This window comes from Bacillus sp. RHFS10, assembly GCF_016757475.1.
Lineage (GTDB): Bacteria > Bacillota > Bacilli > Bacillales > Bacillaceae > Bacillus > Bacillus subtilis_G.
Window position 1 is genome coordinate 1,126,787 of sequence record NZ_JAESPO010000001.1, and the last position, 18,739, is coordinate 1,145,525.

At 44.9% G+C, this 18,739-nt stretch carries 9 protein-coding genes and 1 pseudogene (1 of these 10 only partly in view); all 10 read right to left on the bottom strand.

Going from position 1 to position 18,739, the window contains the following annotated elements:
* A protein-coding gene (locus JMN17_RS05395) for a non-ribosomal peptide synthetase (protein WP_202327659.1) crosses the window boundary here: on the bottom strand, window positions 1-9,311 show its 5' portion. Its footprint begins 5,830 nt before the window's first position; 9,311 of the gene's 15,141 nt are visible here — the first part of the coding sequence; its start codon is at window positions 9,309-9,311; the stop codon falls past the left edge of the window.
* A gap of 45 nt (window positions 9,312-9,356) precedes the next feature.
* Window positions 9,357-10,106: a polyketide synthase gene (locus JMN17_RS05400; RefSeq protein WP_087991465.1), complete on the bottom strand. Its 750-nt coding sequence runs from the start codon at window positions 10,104-10,106 to the stop codon at window positions 9,357-9,359.
* Between the two features lie 41 nt (window positions 10,107-10,147).
* A complete protein-coding gene (locus JMN17_RS05405; RefSeq protein WP_087991464.1) occupies window positions 10,148-10,927 on the bottom strand; it encodes an enoyl-CoA hydratase/isomerase in 780 nt (259 codons plus the stop codon).
* Window positions 10,915-12,177, bottom strand: coding sequence for a polyketide biosynthesis 3-hydroxy-3-methylglutaryl-ACP synthase PksG (gene pksG, locus JMN17_RS05410; protein WP_087991463.1), 1,263 nt, complete (start codon window positions 12,175-12,177; stop codon window positions 10,915-10,917). The genes JMN17_RS05405 and pksG overlap by 13 nt, the downstream gene beginning before the upstream one ends.
* Window positions 12,178-13,425, bottom strand: a complete 1,248-nt coding sequence (locus JMN17_RS05415; RefSeq protein WP_202327660.1) for a beta-ketoacyl synthase N-terminal-like domain-containing protein — start codon at window positions 13,423-13,425, stop codon at window positions 12,178-12,180.
* Window positions 13,403-13,651 (bottom strand): acyl carrier protein, encoded by a 249-nt coding sequence (locus tag JMN17_RS05420; protein WP_087991461.1) that lies wholly within the window; start codon window positions 13,649-13,651, stop codon window positions 13,403-13,405. Before JMN17_RS05420 ends, JMN17_RS05415 begins: the two co-directional genes overlap by 23 nt.
* A gap of 87 nt (window positions 13,652-13,738) precedes the next feature.
* Window positions 13,739-16,048, bottom strand: a complete 2,310-nt coding sequence (gene fabD / locus JMN17_RS05425; protein ID WP_202327661.1) for an ACP S-malonyltransferase — start codon at window positions 16,046-16,048, stop codon at window positions 13,739-13,741.
* Window positions 16,045-17,019 carry an acyltransferase domain-containing protein gene (locus tag JMN17_RS05430; protein WP_087991459.1) on the bottom strand — a complete coding sequence of 325 codons (975 nt, stop codon included), beginning with the start codon at window positions 17,017-17,019 and terminating at the stop codon, window positions 16,045-16,047. Before JMN17_RS05430 ends, fabD (JMN17_RS05425) begins: the two co-directional genes overlap by 4 nt.
* Window positions 17,020-17,523: 504 nt before the next feature.
* A complete protein-coding gene (fabD, locus tag JMN17_RS05435; protein ID WP_087991458.1) occupies window positions 17,524-18,390 on the bottom strand; it encodes an ACP S-malonyltransferase in 867 nt (288 codons plus the stop codon).
* Window positions 18,387-18,657 (bottom strand): annotated as a pseudogene (locus tag JMN17_RS05440) (hypothetical protein). The gene fabD (JMN17_RS05435) and the pseudogene JMN17_RS05440 overlap by 4 nt, the downstream one beginning before the upstream one ends.
* Window positions 18,658-18,739 lie beyond the last annotated feature (82 nt).

The window sequence follows — 18,739 nt, forward strand, 5'->3', positions numbered from 1 at the left end:
TTCCGTTTGGCTGTCGTTCCTGTAGAAAGCAGTTTTCGCTTCATTTTCTGAAGCTGTCCTTCCATCACAAAAACTTGCGGCTTATTAGATGCTATTCCTTGATAAAATGCTTCCAAGGCGCTATCTGTTGGCATTGGGACCATTCCCATGGTTTTCAGCATTCTCTGTTCAACTTCAGCGCCGACTTGCATACCGCCTTCTTCCCATAACGGCCAGTTAAAGGAAATGGTAGAGCCGAATCGCTTCTTGGATACCGCAAGAGAACGGCGGTATGCAGCAAATGCATCCATAAACGTATTGGCTGCCGCATAATCAGCTTGTCCAGCGTTTCCTAAACTTCCGGAAACAGATGAGAATAAAATGAAAAAGTCCAATGGAAAGTCCTTGCTGCATTCGTCTACATGTAACAATCCGCTTACTTTTGGCTGCAACACTTCTTGAAACTCTTCATTCGATTTATGAAGGATGAAGTGATCTTTAATGCTGCCTGCACCGTGAATGATTCCGTTGAGTGTGCCATACTTTTCTTTGATTTCCTTCATGAGACGCCGAACCGCTCTCTGATCACTGACATCAGTCTCTCGATAGACAACCTCCGACCCCATGCTTCGCAGAGTCTCCAGTTCATTTTTCTTACACTCACTTAAAACAGAGCGTCCCGTCAGCACAATGGTGCATCGAACGGCTCGATCGGCAATTTCCTTTGCAAACAGAAGGCCTAAGCTTCCTGCTCCGCCTGTGATGAGATAAACGCCCTCGTCTCTCCACGGCATTTGATGCTCATCAGCGGAAGGCAGAGCCATTTCCCGCCAGCCTTTCACAAAACGGTTTCCAGCCTCATATCGAATCTGTTTATCAGCAGGCCTCCGGCAGTCGTCTTTCAGCTTGAAATGAAGATCATTCACCTCTTCAGGCTTCTCGATCTCGATGACCTGAGCTGTAAGTTTGCTGAATTCTAATTCAGCTGTTTTAAGCAGACCGGAAACACCAGCAAACAATTGTTTCTCTTTATTCAGCGGAACGATGGCTTGAATGATAACACGGCCTGCAGAATGCTCACGGATCTTTCTTTGCACGAGCTCAAACACGTTCTGCGCGTATAACTGATAACGTTCTGCAATATGCCCTTCAGCTTCATCCAGAGTTATGACACGGGCATCCTTCATGTTTGATGCAAGGCTGTCTATGACACTTCGTTCAGTTTCAAAGAGAACAACGATATGCTCTGTGAATGAAAGGTCCTCGTCCACAAATCCGCCATTCTGTTCTCTCCATACCGGCTCGAGCATTAAGCGTTCATGCCGCGGTGAAGACTTTGATGAGTGAACCTCCCCTTCCAATACTCTCGTGGAGAACCCTTTGATCCTGACACATACGTCTCCGCTTTCGTCAATGACATCGATATCCGCTTTCTGAACAATATCCCCGGAGTGATGGCTGTCACTTAAACGAGCATAAGCCCACATAGAAGACGAACATCCATTGATCACCTCAAGCTCTTCAAGCGCAAATGGCAAAATCAGCTTCTGATCCGTCAATTCCTGCATGATGCATATTGTTGCCGTCTGCAAGGCGGAGTCCATGATACTTGGATGCAACACAAACTGTTCCTTCGTTCCAGAAACGATTTCTGGAAGCTGCAGCTGCGCCAAAACCTCTTTGTTTCCTATATTCACATTCTTAATCCCTTGGAAGGCCGGACCATGGAACATCCCCCTGCTTCTGCCTTCTGCGTAAAATTGATCAGCTGACATCTTTCCTTTGCCGCAGCGGCGTGATATTTCAGTGAGATCTGCGACCGGCGTTTTGGCGGCAGATACCAGCTCCGCACTGCCTTGACTATGAATAACCGGGTCGGCCCCGTCTTCCTGTGTACTGTAAATGTCAAAAGTGATTTTTCCATCTTCTTCAGGAAAGAGACCGATATCCACTTGAGCCGAATGTTTGTCAACCACAACAGGCTGAACCCAGACTGTATGATTCAATCTGATTCTGACCCCTTGGCCATTATCGCTTCCTGCCGCCTGCTTGATAGCCGCGCGGGCCATTTCTAGGTACGCAACACCAGGGAGCACCGGCTTTCCTCTTACCACATGGTCTCTCAGAAAGAATTCCTCACCAGTGAAAACCGAACTGAATTTCTGTTCAGAAAAATCAGATGTATTCTGATGGAGCATCGGATGAATGGAACCGGTCTCTGTCTGATTTCCGGATATATGACTCGGCGGCTTGCAGTCAGCCTGAGACGGCCAGTATCGTTCCTTTGCAAATGGATATGTCGGCAGACTCATTCTGTATGGACGCTCATCTTTGTAAAGCTGCATCCAATCTATATATGCTCCCTTGCTCCAAATTTCCGCAAGCTTGTTCACTTTTCCTTTGGCCATCCACTTACGGATCAGTTCGGCGCTGTCCTCGTCCTCCGTCAGCCATGAAACTTCCCTAGAATTCTGCTGACTTCCTTGAAAACAGCCTTCAATCACTGTTTTTCCACTGATAAAATCTGTGAGCTTCTGTTTTAACTCATTCACATGATCGGCAGTAAAGGCAACGCGATACTCCATCGCTTCCCGCCCGACCTGAAGGGTATACGCAAAATCAGGCAGCTGTTCGTTCTCAAGCCCTTTTCTATCCAAATAGGCCATAATATCTCGTACATACTCCTGCAGTCTCTCGTTATTTTTTGCCGAGATCGGTATGATACAGGTCCCGTCTATCTTTCTCTTATCAGAATCCTTTTTGTATTGTTCAAAAATGGCGTGAGTGTTTGTCCCGCCTAGCCCGAACGAGCTAAGTGCAGCCCTGTGCGTTTTGATATCACGGCTTAACGTTTTCTTTTGATCGACGACGTAAAAAGGAGAGTTGGCTAGATCTATATTTGGATTCGGCTCCCTATAATTGATACTCGGTGCCAGCTCCTGATGATAAAGACTCATCACGACCTTAATGCAGCCCGCCAGACCGGCAGCTGTATCTAAATGTCCGATATTGGTTTTGACCGACCCAATGCCGCAAAATTGCGTTTTATTTGTATATTGCTTGTAAACGTTCGTTAAAGCCGCCAGCTCGATTGGATCTCCAAGCTTCGTTCCGGTTCCGTGCGCTTCCACATAGCGGATGGTTTCAGGCTGTATCTTCGTTTGATTCATGACCTTTTGCACCACATCAGCCTGGCCTTTGACGCTTGGAGCATAAAAACCGACTTTGTCAGCGCCGTCGTTATTTACACCTATGCCTCTTAGCAAAGCATAGATATGATCTCCGTCTTTTACAGCATCAGCCGCTTTTTTCAGCAATACTACGGCAACACCCTCACCGCCTATCATTCCGTCAGCTGATGCGTCAAAAGCTTTAATATGTCCGTCGCTCGAAAAGTTCAGTCCCGGCTGATGCATATATCCGATATTTGACTCGGTATGGAGCGTAGCACCGCCAACTAAAGCATAAGCAGATTCACCCGACAGCAGGCTTTTATAGGCAGAATGCAATCCAATCAGGGACGATGAGCAGTTAGCATGGACAAAATAGCTTGGCCCTTTCAGCCCGAGCTTATGAGAAATCATTGTCGGAATCGTCCCGCTCTGCGCAAGCACCCACGAGACATAACCATCCGGCGTTTCCAGACTCTCTGTTGTATCTGACGGCAGCAGCGCGCGATAAGAATTGTTGCTTGCCGACATAAAAACACTGGTTTGCGGAATCTGTTTCGCAGCATAACCGGCATCTTCTATTGCTTTCCATGAGTGAGTCAGCAGCATTCGAAACTGTGGATCCATAAATTCAGCGTCTTTAGGAGAGATTTGAAAGAAGCTTGGGTCAAACTTGTCTTTGCCATCAATAGAAGATTTAGCTGGGACATAGTCGGCATTTTCCGCCATCTCCACTGAAATGCCAAAGCGCTGAAGCTCTTCTTTACTGAAAAACGTAATGCTTTCCTTGCCGTCTCTGAGGTTCTCCCAAAACTCATCATGATTTTTCGCCCCTGGAAATTCACACGATATGCCAATAACCGCTACACTATCCTCATAATAATCTGGCAGATCGTTCCCCTCGAAGGACTGATCTATATAAGCTGCCGGTTCTGTCGGCACAGAGATACTTGTATCCGCCATTCGCTGTTCAGTGATGTATTGGCTGATATTTTTGATCGTTGAGTACTCAAACAAGTCTGTGACAGAAAGTTCACAGGATAATTCATGTTTGATGCGGTCAGCCACAGTAACCGCGAGAAGCGAATCACCGCCCACATCGAAAAATCCGTCTTCCCGTTCAATGTCAGTCATTTTCAATACATCCTGCCAAATGGCCAATACAGCATCCTGAATGTTCTTAGGAGAGATCTCTCTTTCTTTTGAATGCTTCGCAGTTAGTCCCCTATTCTTAAGTCTATTTCTGTCTATCTTTCCGTTCGGTGTTAACGGCATATGGTCAAGCTGAATAAAATAAGAAGGCACCATATAGGCAGGCAAAGCGTCTTTCACATAATGACGCAGCTCTCTTCCTGCAAGAGAAGTATTTGCATGTTTAGCTGTATAATAGGCAGCAAGCTTATCCATTCCATTCTCTTCAGCCGCGACCACGACGCATTCCTGAATGCCGGGATGCTCACTGAGCCTGCTTTCAATATCGCCAAGTTCAATACGGAATCCGCGTATTTTCACCTGATTATCAATACGGCCTATATATTCAATTTGTCCTCCCGGAAGCCAGCGCGCCATGTCTCCCGTTCTATAAAGCTTCGATCCAGACTCAAAAGGGCTGTCAATGAATCTCGTATTCGTTAATTCTGGCTTTTTGTAATAGCCTTTCGCCACGCCATCCCCCGCAATGCAAAGCTCTCCGGGAACGCCAGCCGGTACTGGTGCAAGCTGAGAATCCGTAATATAGATTTGTGTATTGGCGATTGGACTTCCTATCGTGGCATGAGAGCATTCTTCATTAATACGCTGAACCGCTGACCAGATGGTTGTTTCGGTTGGCCCGAACATATTCCAAGCTTCGCTGCCCGTATGTAAGAAATATCGTTTTAATGTCTCAGGCAAAGCTTCGCCTCCGCATAGAATTTTCACCCTCTCTTCATTTTCCCAGCCTGAATAAAAGAGCATCTTCCATGTAGCCGGCGTTGCCTGCATCACTGTCGGTTTGATTGTTTGGATGTCCTGTTTCAGTTTTTCAACGTCTTTCGTATGCTCCGTTTGGCAAATATGGCAGTGTGCGCCCTTTATCAAAGGCAAATATAACTCCAGAGCCGCGATATCAAAACAGTAGGTTGTGACAGCGAGCATGTTATCCTCTGGTGAAAGACCTGGTGTTTCTCCCATCGAAACGAGAAAATTGGTTAAAGCTTTATGCGGTATCATGACACCTTTTGGCTTTCCTGTGCTGCCGGATGTATAAATAACATATGCCAAGTTTTCGGGCGTGACAGTGCGTGTAAGCACTTTTCGATCAGAGGCTGTTTGAGCGATCTCATCCCAGTCTTGATCTAACAGAGCAGTCTTGACACCGCTCCAACTCAACGTGTTTACTAATTCTGATGTCGTCAGCGTGATGGAGACTTCACTGTCCTCCAGCATGTACTCCAGTCGCTCAGCCGGATAGGAAGGGTCAAGCGGCACATATGCTCCTCCAGCCTTGAGAATCGCCAATAATCCCACCAACATGTCCAGCGACCGATCCACATAGATTCCTGTCAAGCGGTCCGGACCCACTCCATGCGCCTGCAAATAAATGGCCAGCTGTGTGCTTCTTTCATCAAGCTCTCGATACGTCAATGTTTGATCTTCATAGCTGACAGCCGCTCGATCAGGCGTCTTTTTCGCCTGCTGCTCAAATAATTCATGAAAACATGTATATGGATACGTTTTGCCAGTGTCGTTCCATGTTTTAAGAATTATCTGCTCCTCTGCTTCAGGCAATAAAGAATACTCTTTTAAAGGCTGAGAAGGATTCAACACTGCCTGTTCTGTTACATAAACAAATTGATCGAACATCGCGGATACAGATGCCGCATCAAATAGCCCGGTATTGTATTTAATGTTCAGCTCCATTATTTCTTCAGTTTCCCAAAGTTCAAATACTAATTCGTATTCACCCTCTTGATGAATACGCTCAACGAAATCGACAGAAAAGAAGTCAGCATAGCGGCTCAACAAGTTTTGATAGCTGCCGGATTGAAGAAAATTCTGATAGAAAAAAGCAGTTTGAAACACCGGTGAGCCCGCTTCGCTGCGAGGAATTTTCAAATCCCTCACCATTTTCGGAAACGGATAAGCTGCATGATCAAGCCCATCCAACATGGTAAATTGCAATTTAGCCACAAATTCAGAAAAAATATCTGCCTGGTTCAGCTCACTGCGAATCGGGAGCATATTAAGAAAATGCCCAATGGAAGCATCAAATCTTTCTTCCGGTCTCACCATCGCCGGCATGCCGACAATCTGTTCCTTTTGTCCGGTATAGCGGCCCAACAGCATCATATAGCAGCTTAAGAATACCGTCGAAACATTCACAGAATGCTCTTTCGCAAACGTCCTGACCCGATTCATGAAACCGCTGGACAGCTGCCGGGTATATGTATCCTCTTCAAACTCAGAATCGGCTGAACTTGTGCTGACCTTAGGCAGCTGAAGGCTCGGCAAAGTTCCCGATAGCTGTTTCTGCCAGTATGAACGATGCTTCGCGCCGTCTTTTCCGGCAAGCATGTTCTGCTCCCAGGCCGCAAAATCGTGATAAATGGCAGGAGAAACAGTTATTTCCGGCTGCTGTCCTTCTAAAAGAAGCTTATAGCTGTCAAACAGACTGCGTATAAATGTTACAGACGAAACCCCGTCAAAAATCAAATGGTGAATGACAACTAGTAAAAACTGCTCTTGTTCAGATCTGGAAAAACTCATGACACGCACTAACGGGCTGTTTTCCTTTACATATGGTTCCTTTCCTTTTTTTCTAAGAAAAGAAGGAATGTCAGACTCTTTCATTCCTGAGATGTCTTCTGTCTTGATTTCAAGTGAAAGCGCTGGATCATGTGTAAGAAATGGCACTCCGTCTTTCTCTCGGATGACATGCTTTAAGATCGGATGCTGTTGGAATACAAAGCCGAAAGCCTCTTGTAATGTTTCAAGGTGAAGCCCTGACGAAAATCGAAAACAGAGAGGTACATGATAGGCACTTTTTTCAGGTGACATTTTTTGCAATGTCCACAATCCTTTTTGCACCTCAGACAGAGGCTGAAAAGCTGCCTGACTCTTTTCCGGTTCCGTTTTCGATGTGTCAGTACCCGCTGTGTCATCAGAGATGCTGCTGATATCTTCTTGTTTAGATAGATAGCCAGCCAAGCGTTCAATCGTAGGATACTGATGTATCTCTCTGGCTGTGAGTTTGATACGGTATTTTTTCTCGACCGACCGAATGAGCTTCATCATCTTGATAGAATTCACTCCAAGGCTCTGGATATTAGCATTTGGCTCCGCCCAATCGCGGGAAACGTGCAGCTCCTCAGTCAAACAGCTGAGCAGATGCTCCTGTATCTCTTCCCTTATTCTTCTCACATGATCTGCTTGCTGCATGTCCTCGTCTTGGACCGCCCCGTTCATCCGGTTGGGGTTATGAAGCAAGTAATCGAAATCTCCATTTTCAAATGACGTTTTCAGCTGGGTGCGCTGGATCTTTCCGATAGCCGTTTTCGGAATCTCTTCTTTTTGTACCGGCAGCAAATATTCCGGGGTGACGCCGATCGCCTGTGAGACATGGGATTGTATGTTTCTAAGAAGCTGAGACATCTGCTCATCACTCATTTTTGCGGAAGTAACAAAGAAGATAGCCAGCTGATCCGTTGAATTCTGATTCACGCGGACTGCGCAGGCAGCAGTATAAGAAGTTTCGATTTCCGCTAATTCTTCAACAGCAGACTCAATCGCATGACTGTAATAATTAATACCATTAATGATAATTGCATCTTTCGTGCGCCCTGTAATAGTTAAGCGCCCGTTTCGCAAATAGCCTAGGTCTCCGGTTTCAAACCATCCATCTTCCGTAAACACACTCTCATTTAAATCCGGGCGCCGGTAATAACCGCTTGTAACGGAAAGACCCGAAACTTGAAAACGGCCAATCTCGCCTTCCTCAACCAAATCATTATGGTCATTCACTATTCTCATAGAGAATCCAGGGATTGGAGAACCGATTTCGACAAAATGATCATCGTCACTTGTTGCAGCCCGGGTAAATTCATGAGAGAAAATAACGCCGGATGACGTTTCGGACATTCCCCATGCAGGCCGGATCGCATCAGCAGGCAGTCCATGAGGTTCTAAAAGCTCAAGCATTCTGCGCCCTACCTTGGCGACCATTGCTTCACCGCCATTGAGCATGTAACGCATTGAGGACAGATCCCATTTCCTGTTTTTCATTTCTTCTGCAAAATCAGTGACAAGACCGAACGCAAAATTCGGTGCCCACGTAACTGAAGCACGGTAGTGATCAATCCAATCCAGCCATTTCAGCGGCTCCATTAAGATCGTTTCACTTGAGACGTTAATTTCTTGGCAGCCTAGATAGACATCCCGCAAATGCAGCATTCCGATGCCTCCGACATGATCAAACGGCATCCAGTTAAACGTGACATCTTCTCTGGTGAAGCCTTGCATTTGAATAATCCCTTTTACCATGCTCATAATATTTCGATGATTAAGCATAACCGCTTTTGGCGTTCCCGTACTGCCTGAAGTCAGCAATAAAAGCGCTAAGTCTTCAGGACTGGATTGATGCCAGTCCGTCTCTGCCTCGGCACTGAGCAGATCTTCCGCAGCAATTGCACGGAATCCTTCAAGGCCTTGTTCACTTGCCCAATCGATCATTTCCTGGTGCATGTCCCGGTCTGTAATCACCGCCGGCTTGTCAAGAAGCGTCCATGCGTCTTTCAGCTTTTGAGTCCCGCTGCTCGATTCAGCGTACGTTGGCGGAACGGCTAACGGAGCCGGAACAATTCCTGCTAAAACACACCCCCAGAACGCAGGGAGAAGCTGAGAATTGTCGCCAAGCTGCAAAATCACGTTTTGTTTTGCTTTCAGGCCTGATTGCCGGAGCCCCTTTACGATACGCAGTGCATCATTCCACAATCGTCCATATGATTGATACACTTCTTTTCCATCCGGCTGCAAATAAATGATTCCCTTTGTATCCCCGAGCTCAGCAGCAGTTCTGTATAAAACTTCAGGTATTGTTGCCGGCTGCTCTTCAGATAGATGTAAAGGCTCACCGTAGCTGACAGAAGGATTAGCTAAAATGCGTGTATTATCATTATTTCTCATCGCGCTGCCTCCATTTAATCTGCAAATTTTCATGTGGATTTCTGGTTAATTTCCATACAAACCTTTGATTCTCATTTTGACTTCCTCATGATGAAATGTTTTCTCGTGCATCATCAATTCCTGTTCTATGACGTGAGGCAGCTGCTGACGAAGCGGGGCAACCAAATGGTCTTTTAATGTAATCAATGAGTTTCTCGGCTTTTCCGCGAATTCATGCGCCAGTTCCACCGCATAATCTAATACTTCCGCACGAGGCAGGACTTTAAAGGGAACCCCTCTTTTTTCGAGATCAGCTCCGCGGTAGCTGCCCGCATTCATTAGTATTTCCTGAGCCAGGCTGAACCCCAGTTTTTTAGGAACGATAAAGGTAGCGCCCATTCCAGGCGTAAATCCGTATTTCATAAAATTAGCCGTATACACACTCTCTCTGGCCAGAATGACAATGTCAGCAAAAAGCCCCATGACAAAGCCGCCTCCAATTCCGTGTCCCTGCATTGCCGCGATGACTGGAATCTCGCAATCCAGCGCCAGCGAATAAAGATTGTCATCCGTGAACTTGGTCAATCCCTGCTGAATTCGAAGCAGCCCTTCTTGCGTTCCTCCTGAAGCAAAATAGTTATCATACCCTGTCAAAATGACTGCTTTATAATTGGGTTTCTTCCGAATGAATTCAAACGCTTGAATTAAACCGTCTGTAAGTTCTTGTGAAAATGCGTTTTTATGAGTGCGGTCATGCATTTTTACCTGAATAATAGCAGGCTCAACTTCGATGAGCTCTACAACAGAATGCGTCATGATGTCCTCCTAACGGTTCTGATTGTCATCTTTTCAAATGATTACTGTTCCTCCCATGGGAATTGCCCTGTTTCAACATACCTGATGATTCCCATCTGGTTTTGAAGATCAGAAAACATGTCTTGATTTGCAGTTAAAGCGATGGATTTCGAACGGCTGACTTGATGATCAAGTGAGCTGATAAACTGTTTATAACGGGTGATCCCCTTTTTATTCAGCCTCCGCAAACGCAATAAGTGCTTTCTCAGCAGCACCTCACTTTGAACATCAAAGGCATCTATTAACCCCCATTCACTGGCTTTCTGTACGGAAATCGGCTTTGTCATTAGCGTCATATAATGTGCTTTCTGCCAGCCGATCCGGCGGATCAGAAACGGTAAAACACAAGCCGGGTACAGACCGAATAACAGCTCAGAGAGACTGAATGACGCCGTTTCATCAGCTATGGCAATATCTGTGGCAGATACGAAACCAAGGCCGCCGGCATTCACTTTTCCCCTGACATGCGAAATCGTGACATAAGGGCCTGTCTGCAATTTCAGCCACAAATCATAGAGAGGCTCTTGGGAGCTTGCCTGTTTCCTGCCGCTTTTCATTTCCTGATACATTTCTTGAAAATCCGCCCCGAAGCAAAATACTTCGGGAAGCCCTTCTAACACAACAACCGTAACCGATGATGTTTCACATTGGTGTAACACTTGCAAACATTCTTCTATGAGTGTGTCATTAATCGTATTATTCGCTTCAGGACGGTGAAAGGTGATATAGCAAACCGACTCTTGAATGCGGACCTTTATCGTTTGATAGGTCACGAGATCCACCTGTACTTCCGATGAAACTCAGAAATTTCTTCTAAAAATAAGCGCGGCTTCTCTTGAGTAAACTGCATGATGCCCGGTATCATCTCAACATCCAGCTTTACATTGCGCGTTCCGAACCGCACCATCCCGTTCCCCTTAAACAGCAGCTCATACTCTTCCATTGAGAGCTGATATCGGCGATCTAAATGCTTCTCAATGCCAAATGAGCGCTGGCGTTCCTGGCCTTGCGGAGTTGTAATACCGCTGTAAAATTCAGAACAGCAGCCTGATCCGTAGGAAAAACAGCCGATTCGTTTAGGCGAATCAAACCGCCCTTGGTCTATCGTGCTGGCCAACGCCAGAAACAAGGCAGCTCCCATAATATTTCCAACCCGTTGGCAATAGTTTAAACCTGGCTTAACCCGATTTAAAAAATCCGGTTCAATCTCAGCTGTTTTCGCCTTCGCGACCTTACGCATCATTGTTCGGTGCGCACCTTTCACCATCCCGCCAAAGGGTGTATGGTAAGCAAGGTATTGAAACGTGTCCTGATAACTTGCACCGGGCACACGTTTTTGGTATTCCAGAAATGTTTGTTCGCAGCAATCCAGATATGACATTAAAGACAGGTCAGAATCTCCCGCTTCACTATCGGGAATAGGACGGCACGTATCCATCACTTCATAGCCGTAATAGCCATTTGCTCCGGGATCTATTTGAAACACCTCGGGATTTTCGCCTACTAAAATGGCCACCGCTCCCGCTCCGGCGCTCGGTTCAGCATAAGACCAGTCTTCACTTAAAGCGTCTCCGCCCTCGGCGATTAAGAAACGTGAAATATCACTGGCGATAACTAGTGCTTTGGCACCCGGAGACGTCTGGGATAATATAAAATTGACCGCCATCTGAAATCCTGCAGTTCCTGAATAACATGCCTGTTTAATCTCAAACAAACGGCAATTGCGGTTCAGGCCTAAATATTCATGGATATATGTACTTAACGATTTCCCAAAGTCGATCCCGGATTCAGAACAAGTGATCAGCAATTCAATCCGGTCCTTCTCGGCTTCGGATAAAGCATCAATAATCGGCTTAGCTGCATTGACTCCAAAGGTCACAGGATCTTCATAAGGCAGCGCTACCGCTTTTTCTTTCATTAATAAGTTTTCAAATCTGGCAGTATCTAAGTGTCTATATTTGGCAAGTTCCATGACATCAAGGTATGCCGTCCCGCCAAAGACATTCATCGCTTCTATTCCGGCTGAAACCATTTATGATTCGCCTCCACATTTCTCAATGTTTTGTATACAAACCGCGGTGTTCATTCCGCCAAACCCCATGCTTAAGCTCAGCGCATTTTTGATGCGGTATGAAATCGATTTCTCATTTACCCAATGAAAAGAATCATCAATTGGATGATCCAAATTCCGGCTCGGATGCAGGGCAGATTTTCTCATTTGCAGCAAAACAGAAATCACCTCTACAATGCCTGCGGCGCTGAGGCCGTGCCCGATTATCGATTTTGTTGCGTTAATATAAGCGTGGGAAAGCCCGCACGCATGCAACGCCTTTAATTCAATTTCATCTCCAATAAAAGAACCTGTGCCATGGGGATTAATATAATCAATGTCTTCTGGTGAAAGGCCGGCACGCTCCAGCGCCTCCTGGATGACATGAATCTCCCCTTCTAAAGAAGGATCGGGATTCCGGTTCCCGTCTAGTTTGATTGACCATCCAGACAACGCTGCATAAGGCTTGACACCTCGGCGGACAGCGGTCTCCTTTCGTTCTATCACCAATGCGCCGCACGATTCTCCATAAATAAACCCGTCTCTGTTCTGATCGAAGGGCCGGCACGCTTTTTCAGGCGCCTCCGCAAATTTGTCCGTTCCCATAGCGCCTAAAGCCCTAAGCGCCTCGCATTCCATATAAGAAAGGTCCATTAATGCACCAAGCGCTATGCAAATATCTACCTCGCCTGACAAGACTTGCTGAATCGCATGAATCACTGCTAACTGGCCGCTGGCCGAGGCTCCTCCCGCGGTATAAGCTAAGCCTGTAATGCCAAACTGATCTGTGCATAATCCGCAAAGGTCGCTATCCATGAAAGACAAGCCATACGCAGGCGAAATAAAACCAGAGCGATCTTGATAACTTTCATAAAGCTGTAAGGTTTCTCTCTGCTGAAAATTTGATCCACCGACTACCAGTCCGATACGTGCGGAATCGACTTCGTTTAATGCAGCTTCCTCCCAAGCCTCTGAGAGAGTCACCAATGCAGCACGGCTGGAAAATGACGCTTTTCTTAATAATTTTTTAGAAAGCCGGTCGGGATAAGACAATGTCGCAATTTCAGCTCCAATAAACCGGCTGTCTTTTTGTCTGCCCGAACGCTTCATAACATCAAAGGCATGCCTGCCGGACAGCAGCGAAGAAGCAAAGGCCTCTTTCCCTTGACCGATAGCAGCCGTTACGCCTACACCGGTCACCACCACCTCAGACAGTTTGCACTTTGTCATAAAGCACCTCAGCCAACTCGCCGATGTTTTTCACCCCAGACAGCTCAATGCGGGGAATTTTTAATGATAAATCCTCTAGCACCATTGTGATAATTTCAGCTCTGTCTACAGAATCAGCTCCTAACTCAACTAACTGATCTTCAGGCTCGAATCTGTGTCCGTCTAATTCAGGAAGCACCTCGCAAATATTGGTGACTAACACTTCAAAGATTCTCTGTTTATCCATAACGCGCTCTCTCCTTCAAGGGTTCATTTGAGTACTTTTTATAGGTGTATTTTCGTAATATTCAAACTATCAATCTTATTCTGTCTTTTAAAACGAAGGTTGATACATTGATTGCATCCTTTCATGAAGCAATGCTGCCGTTTCTGTCATTAATGTTTTTCCGATCTCATCCACATGGCGATTGCGCCAGTTTTCTAATTCAGAACCTTTGGTCCATTGATTAAAGGCTCCCAGCGCCGGACCGCAGTGAATTTGATAATCGACCTTCGAATGTTCGCTTCCGCTGATTGCCAAGTTGGAGCTGTATCTGAAGTACCATCGGAAAATCAAAGCCATTTTATGCTTCGGATTTTGTTCAGCCTTCTCAATTTCTACCTCGGGATAATGCAATGTCATATCTTTATAGATGTCTTCTATACTGCGTTTGAAGTATTTCTCCTCCAGCTGAGTCAACGTCTTTGCATCCAGCTCACGTATTGACCCATATCGCTGGTACAGTTCATATAACTTGCTTGCCCGCGCCGGAAAGAACACGCCTTTTTTCAGCACTTGCACTTTGCTGCCCGATTCAAACATATCACCCGCAGGCGCGTAAGCTGTATCTTGTACATTCATCTGTTGAAGCAAATCCTTTACTTTATCACTTGTCGCCGCCTCAACCGTACATTGATTGATTGAGCCTGTTACAATAAAATCAGCACCAAGCATAAAAGCTGCCACCGCTGCATCAGGCGTTCCAATTCCTCCAGCTGCACCAACTCTAATTTTTTTCGGATATTGATATTTTTTCATCATTTCATCTCTTAATGACGTCATCGCCGGCATCAGGCTGTATGCCACACCTCCATCTGTATGGCCGCCTGAATCAGCTTCCACACAAATATCATCAGCCATCGGAATGTTACGCAACAACTCAGCTTCATTCACTGTGATTTTATTTTCTTCTAAAAGCTTTTGCAGCATATTCTCAGGCGCAGGACTCAGAAATGATTCGGCAACTTCCGGCCGCGATATTTTCGCAATGAGACGATTTGAGCAAATGACGTCGCCATTAGAGTTTCGTTTTACTCCTTTTGCGCGATACCTTACTAATGCGGGAGTGACACTTAAAAATGCTGAAGCTTCCACATTTCTCACTTGATGCTTCAATAAAAGGTGAATCATTTTTTCTTCTGATTCAGTATGCTTCATATTATGGACGAGATTGATGCCGTAGGCTTGTCCTTCCCCTAATTCTTCTTGAATAGTGAGGATCGCCTCTTCAACCTCATTCAGACTCAGGCCGCCTGTACCAAAGAACCCCATCATTCCTGCTTTTGACAGCTTTACTACCATTTCTTTCGAAGCAATGCCGCGGTACATTCCTCCTGCAAGATAAGCATATGTAAGTTGATAATCCTGTTTAAACTCAGCACTTCCTAAAGATTCTGCCGTAATTCCAGCTTGAACTTGAGGTCGATGTCCAGCCGCTTCTGCTTGTTCCTTTGAATGCGCACTGAACGTATGACGGGAAGCAAGGTTCTTTTCGGGTGCATGTGTTAACGGTTCTGCTTCATTTTTAATCCGCTGGATGAGGCCGGTTAAAACAGTTCCAGGCCCGATCTCTTCAAACTCCATTTCTCCTCTTCCCATCAGAAAACGTATGCTGTCCGTCCATTTCACTGTGCTGACCATTTGTTCAGATAATGTCTCTTTTATCCTGTCCTGTTGATAGGGCTCTGCATAGACATTGGAGATAACAGGGACAGATAAAGGCGCAAAAAGGAATGAGTCAATAAATTGCTTAAATTCCTGTTTTGCTTCATTCATATATCTGGAATGAAAAGCTCCGCTTACGTTTAAAGGGTGAAATAGCTTTACATCCTTGGTGTTTTCAAAAACCGTTCCGGCTTTTTCAATCTCTTTTTTTTGGCCGGAGATCACAATCTGCCGAGGCGTATTTTCATTTGCCACATCAATGTCATAGAGACGGTGCTCTTCTAAAACGGCTGTAACTTGTTCCTTATTCAGCCCGATCACAGCAGCCATTCCGCCTCCTGTAATTCGTCCCATCAGTTCGCCTCTTTTTTTGACAAGTCTTAATCCGGTTCCAAAATCAAAGGCCCCCGCTGCAAACAACGCATTGTATTCTCCTAAGCTATGTCCTGTCGCAAAATCAGGTTTTCTGCCGGTTTCCTCCAGTCTCTTCAAATAACTGAGTGCATTGACGACGTACAAAGCCGGCTGCGTGTATTCAGTATGGTTTACATCCAAATAGGATTTTTCGGTACAGAGCTTTTCTATTGAATAGCCCAAAATTTCATCTGCTTGATCAGTCAAATGCCGATATTGTTCAAATAGTCCTTGTCCCATTCCCTTTTGCTGGGATCCTTGTCCTGGAAAAACATATGTAATCATCTTGTAAACTTCCTTTCTGGTGTACGGAAACACTCAACCGTATTCAGATTTTTCAGCTCCTGATGAAATGGTGTGATGATCGAGTAGCAGCGGTCAGCTGAATCACCCGGAATCAGCTGTTTCACAAAAGCAGCTAAGGTGCCGGATGGCCCTAAATCGATAAACCGGCATGTATGCTGGCTTTCTAAATATCCAATCGCTTCGCGAAATCTCATTGGCTTTCTAACCGCATCCCAAAAGAAATGCTTGTCTATTTCGCGAAGACAGCCCCCCGTTAGACTCGACACCATTGGTATTGACGGGTTTTTAAAAGAGATTGAACTTAAAAATTCTGCATAGACACTTTCTGCCGGATCAATAAGCGAAGAATGAAAGGCATAGGACACAGGCAGCTGCTGGCAAAGAATTTGCTTCTCTTTTAAAACCTCCATGATCTGCTTTATGTTTTCTTCTTCACCAGAAATGACGAAATGCGAATCATAATTAATAGAGATGAGTTCACTATCTCTAAACAGCTGCGGATGGTCTTTCAGTAATTGCGGATGATCAAGAATGGCCAGCATTTTTCCTTTATCGCAGGATTTCTGGATTAAAATGGCCTGTTCAAGTATGCAATTCAGTATATTCTCTGCGTCTGACACACCAGAAACAGCTGCTGCTGCGAATTCTCCCAGACTTGATCCCAATACGTAATCAGGATAGATTCCCCTATCTGCCAAAACCTTGTATAAGGAGTATTCAATTATAAAGATTGCGGGGTGGGACAAAAGAATGCTGTCAAACGGATCTGACACACGTTTAGCGGGATGATAGATTTCTTCAACAATGGATGTGCCGATTCGCCGTGCTGCAATGGCATCCATTTCAAGCATCGACTGGCGAAACACGGTATTTTCCTTAAATAATTCCTTCCCCATATGATAGTACTGGGAACCTTGTCCGGAAAACATAAAAACGAGCGGTTCATTCATATGCATAACCTACTTTTTTTATATTTATGACGGCTATTTTGATTTCTCATCTCCATGTATGCTGTAAAAGATACACAGCAGCGAGTGAAATCCGATTATTTAATGAAAAGACATAATGGAACTTTAGGAAGATTGTTTTGGTGCTCTGGATGCGGATCTATTATGTAGTGGTCGTAGATGTATGTTGATATCTCTAATTTGGCATAACATGCTAACAGGATCAGCAAAAAACATCGGCTCTATGAATGATTGGGTGCGGTGAAAAAGAGACCATCAGATGTGAGAGCGATGGTTTGGCATCCATGCCGGCTGACTGACATAGTTCAAATGTCTAATATGGTGCGGACATGTTTTATCAGCCTCATTATGTAACAGTATATAAAGTTATTCATTTAGAAACAGTGTCGAACGAACGATTGCACCTCTAAAACTTTATACCTTGACTAAAAGGAAATCTATCTCTAGCCTGCCTTTAGCGGTGCATGATCTTAGGGATCATCATTTTCAGCGGGACATTGCTTCCGCATCTTTCTTTATACGGTGAATTAACCCTGTTAAAATATTTCCAGGCCCTATTTCCTCAAACTCTAGTTGGCCTTTTTTCATTAAGTAGTTTATGCTCTCCGTCCATTTCACTGAATGGTTGATTTGATCGGCCAGCGTCTGCTTCATTAATTCATATGTATACGGTTTGGCATACACATTAGAAATAACCGGGATAGACGGAGGCGAAAAATGAAAGGTATGAAGAAATTGCTCGAATTCTTCTTTCGCTTTATTCATGTATTTGGAATGAAACGCGCCGCTTACGTTTAAGGGGAGTACCATTGTAACTTCAGTCATCGTTTCAAAAAGAGATGCGGCTTTTTCAATATCATCTTTTCTGCCTGAAATCACAATTTGATATGGGGCGTTCACATTAGCGATATCAACATTGTGTAAATCATATTGATTCAGAGCACTTGCAACCTGCTCTTCATTTAATCCCATAACAGCTGCCATGCCGCCGTTGCTCACCATGCTCATCAGCTCGCCTCTTTTTCTGACAAGCTTTAAACCTGTCTCAAAATCAAAGGCTTCCGCTGCAAATAACGCATTGTACTCACCCAAGCTGTGCCCGGCGACAAAGTCGGGCTTAGCTTCCGCTTCACGGATTTTTTTCAGGTAGCTTAATGCGTTTACCACATATAAAGCCGGCTGTGTAAATTGCGTTTTGTTTAAATTAGAATAAGGATTTTCTATGCAAAGACGTTTAATTGAATATCCTAGGATCTCATCTGCCTGAGCCATCAGTTCTTTAAATTCATCGAATAGTTCGCTGCCCATTCCCTGTTTCTGCGAACCCTGACCCGGAAAAACATATGTGATCATTCTCTCAAAGCCACCCTTCCGATTAGTAAATATGATGCACTTCTGTATGATTTTATAAAAAATAGTGATGACCGGATAAATAGTAGCATGTTCATGTTGATGGTAACCTCTGTAAATATTAACGTCAAGTTAATTTTTCCTACAGTTCACTCGATTGTTTTCCTATTTTTTTCAATTGGGGCATAAAGGATCAGAGGCTATAGCAGAACATAAGAAAAATGACCCGTATCACTTATAGGGCATGGATATGAGGAGAATGCGCTTCATCTTTTCTCCAGAGCCTTATTCAAAACAAATCAAATCCTTCTATATAATCATTTTAAACATTACTGATCATTTAGATATTCGA

Coding starts and splice junctions, on each gene's coding strand:
- JMN17_RS05430 (WP_087991459.1), bottom strand. CDS start 17,019: ATGAATGAACCGCTCGTTTTTATGTTTTCCGGACAAGGTTCCCAGTAC.
- pksG (WP_087991463.1), bottom strand. CDS start 12,177: ATGGTTTCAGCCGGAATAGAAGCGATGAATGTCTTTGGCGGGACGGCA.
- fabD (WP_087991458.1), bottom strand. CDS start 18,390: ATGATCACATATGTTTTTCCGGGTCAGGGTTCGCAGAAACAGGGAATG.
- JMN17_RS05420 (WP_087991461.1), bottom strand. CDS start 13,651: ATGGATAAACAGAGAATCTTTGAAGTGTTAGTCACCAATATTTGCGAG.
- JMN17_RS05400 (WP_087991465.1), bottom strand. CDS start 10,106: ATGACGCATTCTGTTGTAGAGCTCATCGAAGTTGAGCCTGCTATTATT.
- JMN17_RS05415 (WP_202327660.1), bottom strand. CDS start 13,425: ATGACAAAGTGCAAACTGTCTGAGGTGGTGGTGACCGGTGTAGGCGTA.
- fabD (WP_202327661.1), bottom strand. CDS start 16,048: ATGATTACATATGTTTTTCCAGGACAAGGATCCCAGCAAAAGGGAATG.